Annotated in this window: 11 protein-coding genes; 8 read left to right on the forward strand and 3 right to left on the reverse strand. The window is 71.3% G+C overall.

Annotated features, from left to right (window positions below):
* Positions 1-72: 72 nt before the first annotated feature.
* Positions 73-1,074, reverse strand: a complete 1,002-nt coding sequence (locus DCI01S_RS17980) for a nuclease-related domain-containing protein (RefSeq protein WP_244881757.1) — start codon at positions 1,072-1,074, stop codon at positions 73-75.
* Between the two features lie 347 nt (positions 1,075-1,421).
* Between DCI01S_RS17980 and DCI01S_RS14770 the strand changes: the two genes are divergently transcribed.
* Both DCI01S_RS14770 and DCI01S_RS14775 read left to right on the forward strand, forming a co-directional pair.
* Positions 1,422-2,672 (forward strand): LLM class flavin-dependent oxidoreductase, encoded by a 1,251-nt coding sequence (locus DCI01S_RS14770; RefSeq protein ID WP_061229931.1) that lies wholly within the window; start codon positions 1,422-1,424, stop codon positions 2,670-2,672.
* The gene (locus DCI01S_RS14775) at positions 2,669-3,379 is read left to right on the forward strand and encodes a CE1759 family FMN reductase (protein ID WP_061229932.1); all 711 of its coding nucleotides are present in this window, start codon (positions 2,669-2,671) and stop codon (positions 3,377-3,379) included. Before DCI01S_RS14770 ends, DCI01S_RS14775 begins: the two co-directional genes overlap by 4 nt.
* A gap of 50 nt (positions 3,380-3,429) precedes the next feature.
* Here DCI01S_RS14775 and DCI01S_RS14780 read toward each other — a convergent pair whose 3' ends face one another.
* The gene (locus tag DCI01S_RS14780; protein ID WP_061229933.1) at positions 3,430-3,756 is read right to left on the reverse strand and encodes a hypothetical protein; all 327 of its coding nucleotides are present in this window, start codon (positions 3,754-3,756) and stop codon (positions 3,430-3,432) included.
* The gene (mca, locus tag DCI01S_RS14785; RefSeq protein WP_061229934.1) at positions 3,753-4,676 is read right to left on the reverse strand and encodes a mycothiol conjugate amidase Mca; all 924 of its coding nucleotides are present in this window, start codon (positions 4,674-4,676) and stop codon (positions 3,753-3,755) included. The genes DCI01S_RS14780 and mca overlap by 4 nt, the downstream gene beginning before the upstream one ends.
* A gap of 138 nt (positions 4,677-4,814) precedes the next feature.
* On the opposite strand from mca, the gene DCI01S_RS14790 reads away from it, so the two are divergent.
* The 6 genes from DCI01S_RS14790 to DCI01S_RS14815 form a co-directional block, all read left to right on the forward strand.
* Positions 4,815-5,273 carry a DUF4307 domain-containing protein gene (locus tag DCI01S_RS14790; RefSeq protein ID WP_061229935.1) on the forward strand — a complete coding sequence of 153 codons (459 nt, stop codon included), beginning with the start codon at positions 4,815-4,817 and terminating at the stop codon, positions 5,271-5,273.
* Between the two features lie 134 nt (positions 5,274-5,407).
* Positions 5,408-5,905 (forward strand): transcription elongation factor GreA, encoded by a 498-nt coding sequence (greA, locus tag DCI01S_RS14795; RefSeq protein WP_061229936.1) that lies wholly within the window; start codon positions 5,408-5,410, stop codon positions 5,903-5,905.
* A 94-nt stretch (positions 5,906-5,999) separates the two neighbouring features.
* Complete coding sequence (locus DCI01S_RS14800) at positions 6,000-8,279, forward strand: AAA family ATPase (protein ID WP_061229937.1); 2,280 nt, start codon at positions 6,000-6,002, stop codon at positions 8,277-8,279.
* Positions 8,276-9,595, forward strand: a complete 1,320-nt coding sequence (locus DCI01S_RS14805; protein WP_061229938.1) for an McrC family protein — start codon at positions 8,276-8,278, stop codon at positions 9,593-9,595. The genes DCI01S_RS14800 and DCI01S_RS14805 overlap by 4 nt, the downstream gene beginning before the upstream one ends.
* Positions 9,592-10,776 (forward strand): SGNH/GDSL hydrolase family protein, encoded by a 1,185-nt coding sequence (locus DCI01S_RS14810; protein WP_061229939.1) that lies wholly within the window; start codon positions 9,592-9,594, stop codon positions 10,774-10,776. Before DCI01S_RS14805 ends, DCI01S_RS14810 begins: the two co-directional genes overlap by 4 nt.
* Positions 10,777-10,825: 49 nt before the next feature.
* A partial coding sequence (locus DCI01S_RS14815; protein ID WP_061229940.1) for an acetyl-CoA C-acetyltransferase occupies positions 10,826-12,042 on the forward strand: 1,217 nt, incomplete at its 3' end.

Raw genomic sequence — 12,042 nt, forward strand, 5'->3', positions numbered from 1 at the left:
GGGGTCGAACGCCGCCATCGCTCGTCATAGGCCAACGCCGCCAGACCGCATCCCGGCCGGCCCCGGGCGCGCTCAGCGCTGCCAGGTACTCGATCGCCTGGCGACCTCGTGGATCGCGTCGATCTCGCGAAGCCCCAATCGCGATGGCCGGGACTGCAGGAAACGGCGAATACCGCGCCGCGGCACCACAACTACCGCGCCATCCGCCGGCTGAGCCTTCACCGTGAACCCGCGCCGCGCACCCACCACCGCGATGATGCCCGTGACCGGCACCGGGAAACCGACGTGCTCCGCGAGCATCCGGGACGCCCGCTGCGCCTCGAAACGGCTCTTGCGAACATAGGCGTGGCGCTGGCCGTTCACCAGGAAGACGTCGCCGCCAACCCAGACCGACGCCTTCGGGTGGTTCTTCGCGTTCACGGTGAACACCCCACCCGGGCCGACCACCACGTGATCGATGTCCGCGCCGCGATCGCCCACCCGCACCGCATGAAGAACGCGCGAGTGCACGCCCAGCCCGGCCAACTGCTCGGCGACCGCCTCCTCGCCGTCGGCGCCGATCCGCCACGCTCGCTCGTCGGTCCTCGCGTCGACAAGCCGGGCGAACAGGTGGCGAATCGTGCCCTGCGCCGCACGCTCGGCCACCGCGCGTTCGCGTGCGGAGGCGCCCGCCCGCACGTCCGCGAGATCGTGCCACCTCGGTCCGGTCGGGCCCGGCGACGGCGACTGCGACGGCGAAGGAGGCGGAGGCGGAGGCGGCGAAACCCGGCCATGGACTACCGCATCGGGCGTGTCCGTGCGCGCCAGCTCCGGGGACCGCGTCGGCGCCGGGCCAGGAGCCGCCGACGGGCCAGGCGCCGGGGCCGGGGTCGTTACGGGGCCCTGATGCGGCGGTCGCTGGGCGGCGAAGTGGTCCTCGATCGCCCGGCGCAGCAATGGCAGGTTAGACATGTCGTCGGAGCGGTACCGGCCCGTCGTGAGGTCGAGATAGCCGAGGTCGGTGCCACCGGGCGTCGACGCGTAAAGGCGGTCGTGGCCGTAGCGACGCCACCGCCGGACATTCCACTCGGCCACTGGCCCTCCTCTGCCGGATGCCACGAATCGTGACATCGCTCCGGTGCGGATAGCGACGAATCCGTCGAATGCCGCATCCACGACGGGGGTTCACCGGAGTCACTGCGAACGGCGATCGCCCCGCCACCGCCGCAGCCGCTCGCGGACGTGGTGACTCGCCACTGCTCGTGCCGCGCGCTCCCGCGGCCGCCCCTCGCCATGGCGTCTCGCGCGCACCGAAGCGCAGGCCAGGCGCCATGGCGAGGGGCGGCGGCAGTGTCGGGTGAGGGGGAATACGGCTGCGCCCCCTTTTGTTTGACATGTCAGCAACGTACGCTGGGCGCATCAACAGATCGAGAGGGACAACCATGCAGTTCGGAATCTTCAGCATCGCCGACATCACCCCGGACCCCACCACCGGGCGCATACCCACCGAGCACGAGCGGCTCGAGGCAATAGTCGAGTACGCCACGCTGGCGGAGCAGGTGGGCCTGGACGTGTTCGCACTGGGTGAGCACCACAACCCCCCGTTCGTCACGTCCTCCCCCACCACCACGCTGGGTTACGTGGCGGGCCGCACCAGCGAAATCATCCTGTCGACGGCCACGACGCTCATCACGACCAACGATCCGGTGAAGATCGCCGAGGACTACGCCATGCTGCAGCACCTGGCCGGCGGCCGGGTGGACCTGACGATGGGTCGCGGCAACACCGGTCCGGTGTACCCGTGGTTCGGGCAGGATATCCGCCAGGGCCTGCCGCTGGCGATCGAGAACTACGAGCTCCTGCACCGCCTGTGGCACGAGGACGTGGTGGACTGGGAGGGCAAGTTCCGCACGCCGCTCCAGCAGTTCACCTCGACGCCCCGCCCGCTGGACGGCGTCGCCCCGTTCGTGTGGCATGGCTCGATCCGCTCGCCGCAGATCGCCGAGCAGGCCGCCTTCTACGGCGACGGCTTCTTCCACAACAACATCTTCTGGCCCATCCACCACACCAAGCAGATGGTGGAGCTGTACCGCCGCCGCTACGAGCACTACGGCCACGGCTCGGCTGATCAGGCGATCGTCGGGCTGGGCGGCCAGTTCTTCGCCCGCGCCAACAGCCAGGACGCTGTGAACGAGTTCCGCCCCTACTTCGACAACGCCCCGGTCTACGGCCACGGCCCGTCGCTCGAGGACTTCACCGCGCAGACCCCGCTCACGGTCGGCTCGCCGCAGCAGATCATCGACCGCTACATGACGATGCGCGAGCACGTGGGCGACTACCAGCGCCAGCTGTTCCTCGTCGACCACGCCGGCCTGCCGCGCACGACGGTGCTCGAGCAGATCGAGATCCTGGGCACCGAGATCGTCCCCACCCTCCGCCGCGAGCTCGACGCCCTGCGCCCGGCCCACGTGCCGGACGGCCCCACCCACGCCGCGCGGGTCGCCGCCCGCGACGCCGAGCTGGCCGCCGCCGGCGAGCCCGCCTACTCGGACGCCTACCGCTTCGGCACCGGCGACAACTGGACGGGCCTCACCGCCGAGGGCGGGCAGCGGGCACAGCAGGAGTCGCTCGCCCGCAGCCGCCGCACCCAGGCCCGCCTCGCCGAGGCGCCGGCCGGAAAGGAGTCCAAGTGACCTCCGAGCACCTGACCGACCACACCGCCCCTGACGAGCGGCCGCTCAACCTCGTCGTCGTCGCCGCGGGCACCTCCGTGCCCTCCAGCACGCGGATGCTCGCCGACCAACTCACCTCGGCCACCCGCGACGCCCTCGCCCGCCACGGGCAGCGCGTCGAGGTGACGGTCCTCGAGGCGCGCGAGCTGGCCCACGAGGTCGTCGACGCGACGGTCACCCGCTTCCCCGGCGAGAAGCTGAGCGCGGCGATCGACGCGATCGGCCGCGCGGACGGGCTGATCGCGGTGACGCCGATCTACAACCAGTCGTTCTCCGGCCTGTTCAAGTTGCTGTTCGACGTCATCGAGCCCGGCACCCTCGCCGGGGTGCCGGTGGCGCTGGGCGCGACGGGCGGGACGGCGCGGCACTCGCTGGCGGTCGACTACGCGCTGCGGCCGATGTTCGCCTACCTCAAGGCCGACGTCGTGCCCACCACCGTGTTCGCGGCCGCCGAGGACTTCGGCGCCGTGTCCACCGCGGGCGACGAGAACTCACTGCGGACGCGGGCCGTCCGGGTGGGGACCGAACTCGGCGACTACATGCTGCGGTTCGCGGGGGTCACCGCCGGCGCGGTCGAGCCGACGCGCGCGGATGACAAGCGGGGACGACGGGACGACGACGACGAGTTCAGCGACTTCGTCCCGATGGGCGATCTCCTGGGACGCTAGACCGGCAGCGGCACCGGACACCCGGCCGGCGCGCCTGACGCCGCGGGGCGTCAGCGCGGGTCGCCCACCTCGTCGCTACCGGGGGCACCGATCACACCAGAGCGGTCGGTGCCCTCGTCGGCGAGCTGGTCCGGCGCCGGGTTCTCGGCGTCGAAGCTCTCCGGCAGGTTCTTGATGTGCTTGTTCATGTTGCGCACGAGCAGGACCGTGGCGATGAGCAGCAGCAGTACGAGGGGGATACCGAGCGGCGAGGCCTTGCCGAACTCGGGGCCGACCGGGTTGTCGTTGTACCCGGGGGTGCCGGGCGACTGGTTCTGAGCGAAGATCATCGCCGACTCGTACGCCAGGATCTGGACGTCCGGTCCCAGGGTGATCATCGCGCGTCCTCACTCGTGCTCGGTCCGACCGGGAGCTCGACCGACGGGTCGACTCCCGCGAAGAGGTCTGTCTCGTATTCTCCCTCACCGAGCTGAGGGAAGCCCACCCGACTGGCTGCCAGTTCGAACTCCTCGGTCGGCCACACCCGCTGCTGCATCTCCACCGGCGCGGCGAAGAACCAGCCGTTGGGGTCGATCTGGGTGGCGTGCGCCAGCAGGGCCGAGTTGCGCTGCTCGAAGTAGTCCGCGCACTCCACCCGGGTGGTCACCCGCTCCATCACGTCCGGACGGTCCTTCCAGCGGGACAGGAACTCGTCGAAGTGGCGGACGCCGTCGCGGGCGTACAGCTCCTCGTCGAGCAGCTCGAGGCGGCGCCGGGGGAAGCCGTGCGTGTAGTAGACCTTCGCGATGGCCCACGGCTCGCCAGCGTCCGGATACCGGGCCGGGTCCGCGGCGGCCTCGTAGGCGGCCATCGACGCCGAATGCACCTTCAGATGATCCGGGTGGGGATAACCACCGTTCTCGTCGTAGGTGATCATCACGTGTGGCCGGAACTCGCGGATCCTGCGGACCAGGGCCTCGGTGACCTCGTCGTCGTCGGCCAGGGCAAAGCACCCCTCCGGCAGGGGCGGTAACGGGTCCCCCTCGGGTAGCCCCGAGTCCACGTAGCCCAGCCAGTGGTGGTCGACGCCCAGGATGTCGGCGGCGCGCGCCATCTCGCGCACGCGAACCGCGGGCAGATTCGCGGTGATGTCCGGGCGGTCCATCGCGGGGTTGAGGATGTCGCCCCGCTCTCCCCCGGTGCACGTCTCGACCAGCACGTGGACGCCCTCCGCGACGTACTTGGCCATGGTCGCCGCCCCCTTGGACGACTCGTCGTCAGGGTGGGCGTGGACCGCCATCAGCCGCAGACCGGCCATCGGGTGCACCTGCCGTTCTTCTCGAGTAGGTGGAGGACCGCACCATTCTATGGGCGTCGCCGCGCGCCGTGCCCCCGGCCCGTGCCCCGGTGGACCCCCCGACCGTCCTCGCCGACGCGCCCGGATACCCTGGCCCCCATGAATGAGCCGAGGTCGGACGCCCCGTCGCGGCGCCCCGCAGGGCCGCCCGCCGACCGGTACGCCGACGCCGACCGCGGCTCGGGCGTGGCCGGCAAGGTCGTCGCCGTTCTCCTCGTCCTGCTCGTGGGCGCGCTGCTGGTGGCCGGCGTGGTGACGATGTACCGCCTCAACCAGACGCCCGACATCTCGGGCGAGGCGACCGGCGTGGAGGTCGTGGACTCCGGCCGGGTCGACCTCACGTTCACCGTCACCCGCGAGGAACCGGGCACGCCCGCCTACTGCATCATCCGGGCTCAGGAGGAGTCCAAGGGCGAGCTGGGCCGGCGTGAGGTCTACGTTCCTCCGTCCGAGAACGGCACCGTCGAGATCACCGCGTCCGTGTTCACCACCGACCGCGCGTTCGTCGCCGACGTCTACGGTTGCGGCGAGGACGTCCCGGACTACCTGCGCAGGTAGAGCGCCTGCGAGCCCGACCCACCACCGCCCTCGCGCGGCGGTGACTGTGTTAATATTGGCGCTTCAGCACGGCTCCGGTTCCGCGGGGCCGTGTTTTTATTAAGTCACGCACGCGAACAGATTGGAGTGCGCTCATGGCGAACGACACCCAGGTCCACTGGCTGACCCAGGACTCGTACGACCGCCTCATGGCCGAGAAGGAGGCGCTGATCGCCAACCGCCCGGTCATCGCCGCCGAGATCAACGAACGGCGCGAGGAGGGCGACCTCAAGGAGAACGCCGGCTACCACGCCGCGCGCGAGCAGCAGGGCCAGGAGGAGGCGCGGATCCGCACCATCGACGACCTGCTGGCCAACGCCCAGGTCGGCGAGACGCCCACCGAGTCCGGCGTCGCGCTCATCGGCTCCGTCGTCCGCGCGTACTACAACGGCGACGAGGACACCAAGGAGACCTTCCTCATCGGCACCCGCGGCGAGGGCTCCGGCAAGGACGACCTCGAGATCTACTCGCCCGACTCGCCGCTCGGCAAGGCCGTCCTGGGCGCCAAGAACGGCGAGACCCGCGAGTACACCGCCCCCAACGGCAAGAAGGTCTCCGTCACCGTCGTGACCGCGGAGCCGTACCAGAGCTGACCTGCTCCGTGGCGACCCCGGTGGTAGGTTCTTCACGAATGTCGGGGCGGCCAGACGTGCCCGACTCAGCGCCGGCGTAGCAGGAGTTCGAAACGTGTCAGACGGTTCCCAGAACAGGCCCCACGGCCCTGCCCCGACGATCGAGGCGGCCGCAGCGAGGGTCCTGGGTCCGGCACTCCGGACCGGCCAGTCACCCTTCGAGGACGATCTCTACACCTGGACCCCCGAGGTCGCTGAGGAGCTCGCCCGCCGCCTGGACGCCGACCCCGCGGACGACGCGAACGACGCGGGCGGCGCCGGCGGCGGGGCGGGCCCGACCGGGGCGGCGGCGCCCGGGTCGACCCGCTCCCCCGTCATGCAGGCGCTGCACGACCAGCTCGAAGGCGCCCCGCGTCCGGTGGTGCTGCTGGCCGCCGAGCTGCTGTACATCCAGCAGCTGCCGCTGAGCACCGTCACCGCGCGCCTCAAGAGGGGCCGCGTCCGCGACGTGCTGTCCTGGATGGACGAGGCGCCGGAGATCCCCGCCGACCTCGACGAGGTCCTCACCGAGAAGGGCCCGCTGACCGGCGGCCTGGGCTTCAACGTGCAGATGCGGGAGCACCTGCGCTGGCTGTGCTCGTTCATCGTCCACTGGGCCGAGCTCGACGCCTCCGTCCGCGACGCGGCCCTGTCCGACCCGTGGGAGTTCCAGCGGGCCGCGCGCTCGACGCCCGGCGACTGGCGGGCCATCCGCTACAGCCTCCAGTACCTGGTGTGGCCCGGCTACTTCCAGCCGATCGTCAAGCACGAGCACAAGACGCGGATCCGCGACGCGTTCGCCGACCTCATCGGCGGGCCGTCCGGGATCGACGAGCTCGACATCGACCAGGACCTGCACCGGATCTCGGAGGTGCTGTCCGCGCAGCTCGGTCAGCCCGTGGACTGGTACCGCGGCTCCGTGGCCAACCAGTGGCAGCGGCACCGCGATGACCACTCCCGCCGCGCGTGGCTCGTGCGGCCCGGCCGGGGCGGAGTCGGCCAGTCCGGGCAGTGGGTCGCGCAGAACCGCATCGCGCTGCCCGCCTCGCACCTGCCGCGGATCCCCGCCCACGCCAGCCGGCTCGAGGTCTCCCAGGCCGTCGAGCAGGGCTACCCGCACCTGGACTACCAGGCGCGCTTCCAGCTCACCGCGGAGCTGCACACGTTCCTGTCCCGGATGAGCCCACAGGACGTGGTGGCCACCGTCGCCGACGCCAAGCTGCACCTGGGCACCCTCACCGACGACCTCGGGTACGTGGAGGACGGCGGGCAGCAGCTCGAGCGGTCCGTGCTGTGGAGCTCCGTCACCCTGGATCTCGAGTCCCTGCCGAGCCCCCTGTCCGAGCTGATCGGCGAGCCCGGCACGGTCGTCGACCTCACCGACGGGCTCGACGCGCTGCTGTCGGCCATGCACCCGGGGCGCCACTCCGCCGAGTCGCAGGTCGCGGAGGCCCCCGCCGCGGGCGCGGTGCCCACGCTGCCCGAGGTCACCGACGAGCTCGCCGACGGCCTGCACATGCCGCGCAAGGAGCTGCAGGAGATCGTCGACACGCTTCAGCAGCGTCAACAGATCGTGTTCTACGGCCCTCCCGGTACGGGCAAGACCTATCTCGCCCAGGAGCTCGCGCGTTTCCTCGCCGGTCCCGACGACCCGAGCCGCGTCCAGCTGGTGCAGTTCCACCCGAGCTACGCCTACGAGGACTTCTTCGAGGGCTACCGCCCCACCCTCACCGAGTCGGGTCAGCCGGGCTTCGCGCTACAGGCCGGCCCGCTGCGTCGGCAGGCCGCGCGCGCGACGTCCGAGTCGGGCCGGGAGCACCCGAGCTTTCTCATCATCGACGAGATGAACCGCGCCGACCTCGCGCGCGTGTTCGGCGAGATGTACTTCCTGCTCGAATACCGCGACCGCACCGTCCTGCCCCAGTACTCCCCCGACACGTCGTTCCGGCTGCCGCGCAACCTGTTCATCATCGGCACGATGAACACCGCAGACCGCTCGATAGCCATGGTCGACGCGGCCATCCGCCGCCGCTTCGCGTTCATGGAACTGCACCCCGACACCCCGCCGGTCGCCGGTGTGCTGCGCCGTCACCTAGAGGCTCGCGGCGCGTCGACCGAGCCGGCGGAGCTGCTCGAGGCGCTCAACTCGGAGATCGACGACTCCGACCGCGACCTGCGGATCGGGCCGTCGTACTTCATGAAGGACCAGGCCACCGAGCCCGGCGGCCTCGAGGCGATCTGGCGGTACGACCTGCTGCCGCTCCTCGAGGAGCACTACTACGGGCGGCTCACCCGCGCCGAGGTCCACGAGCGGTTCGGCCTGGCGGCGCTGCGCCGCAAGATCGGGCGGGCGTGACCGCGACCTCGACGGGTCCGGGGGCGTCCGAGCTGATGTCCCTCGAGTTCGACGAGTTCGACCGTCGGGGCAGGCTCGTCACCCTGAGCTGGGAGGGCGCGCAGCACCTGTCGCAGACCGGGCTGGTGGAGGTCCTGCCCGCAGGCCGCGACACGTGGCGGCTCATCCCCAGCGGTGCCGTGGGGTCGGTGCGGGTCGAGGGCCTGTCCGTGCGGGTCCTGCCGGCCGCGAGCCTCGGGCTGACGCAGCTGTTCTTCCTGCTGGATCACGCGGCCGACGACGCGTTCCTGGCCTCGGCCGTCCAGGCGCGGGACGACGACGAGCTGTGGTCCTCCGTCGCCGAGTCGATGGCCCGGCTGGCGCACCAGGCGTTGGCCGCCGGGCTGCTGCGGGGGTACCGCAGGGTCGACGAGGCGCTGACCACCGTTCGCGGCAGGATCCGGCTCGGCGACCAGATCCGCCGCCATCCGGGCATGACCATCCCGCTCGAGGTCACATACTCCGAGTTCACGCCGGACATCGCCGAGAACCGCATCCTGCGCACGGCCGCGCACCGCCTGCAGTTCCTGCCCGAGCTGCCCGACGCGACCCGCCGTCGGCTCGCCATGGTCGACGCCAGGTTGTCCGACGCCTCGCTCATCGGTCAGGGCGCGCCCGTGCCCGCGTGGACGCCGAGCCGGCTCAACGCCCGGTTCCAGGACGCGCTGTCGCTCGCGGACCGCATCGTGCGGCGCATCTCCGTGGAGGTCGAGGACGGCCATGCGGCGTCGGCGGCGTTCGTCACCGAGATGCCGGAGCTGTTCGAACGGTACGTGGAGGCCGAGCTGACCGCCGCCCTCGACGGGCGGGGCGGGCGGCTGCTGCACAACCCCGTCGTCAATCTGGACTCCGGTACCGAGGCCGACGGTGACACCTCGTCCGGCCGTCACCGCGCCCCCGCGGGGGACGGTGACCACATCTCCGTGCGGACCGGCTTGGTGTACGAGGTCGACGGCGAGCCGGCCGCCACGTTCGTACCGACCTATCCCACGGACCGCCGGACCCGCGCGGCCGAGCACTACCGGCTGCTGGCCGCCTGCACGGCGCTCGGCGTCGACCGCGCGTACCTGGTGTATCCCGCCCAGCGGCGTGACGATTCTCCTCAGCCGCGGCGGATCGTGCACACGGACATCTCGATCGTCGAGTACCCCGTCGACCTCTCGGGCGGCCCCGCCGACAGCCGTCGGGCTATCGTCGAGTTGGCCGAGCACGCGCGCGCCCTCGCGTGTGCACCCGCCGCCCGCCACCGCACGGAAGGGAGACGACACGCCAGATGAGCGACGCCGATGATCCCGCCCGCCGACTCGTGGTGAGTCTCGCGCTGGCCGCAGTGGGGACGGTCGGCGCGTATCGCGGCGCGTACGAGGTGCTCGCGCAGCAGGCCAGGATCGCCCGTCGGGTGATCCCGAAGCCCACCTCCCGCCCCTACGACGGCGACGGGCTGTACCGCCCGGGGGCGCCGTCTCCCGATCCGTGGCGGCCGGGCATGACGTGCGACGTCCACATGATGGTCTTCGGCGACTCGCTGGCCGCCGGGCTGGGCGCCGACTCACCGGACGAACTACCGGGTGTCCTGCTGGCCCGCGGCCTCGCCGAGGAGGCCGGCTGGGACGTCCGGTTGAGCATCAAGGCGATCGTCGGTGCCACCTCCAAGGGGCTGGCCGGGCAGGTCGAGGCGATGCAGGTCGCGCACGGCCGGCCGGACATCTCCGTGATCCTCATCGGCGGCAACGACATCACCTCGCGCAACGCGATCGGCCCGTCGGCACGCCGCGTCGGGGAAGCCGTGCAGGCCCTACGTGATGGCGGTTCCCACGTCGTGGTGGGCACGTGTCCGGACCTGGGCATCATCAAGCCGGTGCCGCAGCCGCTGCGTTCTGTCATGGCCACGCTCAGCCGGCGGCTGGCCGCCGCGCAGGCCGTGCAGGTCCGCCGGGCCGGGGGCGTCCCGGTGTCGCTGGCCGAGACCCTGGCCCCCGAGTTCCACCGCCGCGGCGAGAGTCTGTTCTCCCCCGACCGCTTCCACCCCAACTCGGCCGGCTACGAGCTCGCCGCCGGCCTGCTGCTGCCCGCGGTCTGTGTGGCGCTGGGCGTGTGGGACGAGGTGCCCGAGGAGCATCTGCCGCACGATGCCGCCGAGGCCGCCGCGTCACTCGAGGCCGCGGACGTCGCCGCCGAGGCCGCCGAACCGGCCGACGCCTCCGGCCGTGCCGAACACCGTGAGTCCGTGGTCGCCCGCCTCACCAAACGCCTCACCGACTTCGTCCGCACCCACGAGGACACGGGCGACGAGGGCGAGAACGCGTTCCTGCATAATGAGGACGTGGACGCCGATCCGGAGAGCACGGGGGATGCCCGCGAGGCCGCGGACACCCTCCGGCGACGGAGCCGGATCCTCCGGTTGGCACGCCTCACCCGGGACGACCCCCACCCGGGCGAACCGACCGACCAGACCTGAACCTCACCTGCCGCACACGAAGCAGCCACCAGACACGAAGGAGCCTTCCATGCCGGAAGCCGTGATCGTCTCTTACGCCCGTTCCCCCATCGGGCGCGCCAACAAGGGTTCCCTCGTGGGCATCCGCTCGGATGACCTCACCGCCCAGATGGTCAAGGCGGCACTGGCCAAGGTGCCCGAGCTCGACTCCGCCCAGGTCGACGACCTGATGCTGGGCAACGGTCTGCCCGGCGGCCAGCAGGGCTTCAACATGGCCCGCGTCGTCTCGGTGCTCGCCGGCATGGACACCGTCCCCGGCACTACCGTCAACCGCTACTGCTCGTCGTCGCTGCAGACCACCCGGATGGCGCTGCACGCGATCAAGGCCGGCGAGGGCGACGTGTTCATCTCCGCCGGTGTGGAGACCGTCTCCAACTTCCAGTACGGCACCTCGGACCACATCCCGAACACCCACAACCCGATCTTCGCCGACGCCGAGGCCCGCACCGCCCAGCGCGCCGAGGGTGGCGCCGACGTGTGGACCGACCCGCGTGACCAGGGCCTCCTGCCGGACGTGTACATCCCGATGGGCCAGACCGCCGAGAACGTCGCCCAGATCACCGGCATCACCCGCGAGGAGCAGGACCACTGGGGTGTGCGGTCACAGAACCGCGCGGTCGAGGCCGTCGAGCGTGGCCACTTCGCCAACGAGATCACCCCGGTGACCATGCCCGACGGCACCGTCGTCACCGCTGACGACGGCCCGCGCCCCGGCACCACCTACGAGAAGATCTCGCAGCTCAAGCCGGTCTTCCGTCCCGACGGCACCGTCGCGGCCGGCAACTGCTGCCCGCTCAACGACGGCGCCGCGGCCCTCGTGATCATGTCCGACACCAAGGCCAAGGAGCTCGGTCTCACCCCGCTCGCGCGCGTCGTCTCCACCGGCGTGTCCGGCCTGTCGCCGGAGATCATGGGCCTCGGGCCGATCCAGGCCGTCAAGAACGCCCTGAAGATCGCCGGCAAGCAGATCTCTGACATCGACCTGTTCGAGATCAACGAGGCGTTCGCCGTGCAGGTGCTCGGCTCGGCCCGTGAGCTCGGCATCGAGGAGGACAAGCTCAACGTCAACGGTGGCGCCATCGCGCTGGGCCACCCGTTCGGCATGACCGGCGCCCGCATCACCGCGTCGCTCATCAACAACCTGCAGGCCGAGGACAAGCAGTTCGGCGTCGAGACCATGTGCGTCGGCGGCGGCCAGGGGATGGCGATGGTGCTCGAGCGCCTCAG

Source organism: Dietzia cinnamea NBRC 102147 (assembly GCF_001571065.1).
Taxonomy (GTDB): Bacteria; Actinomycetota; Actinomycetes; order Mycobacteriales; family Mycobacteriaceae; genus Dietzia; species Dietzia cinnamea.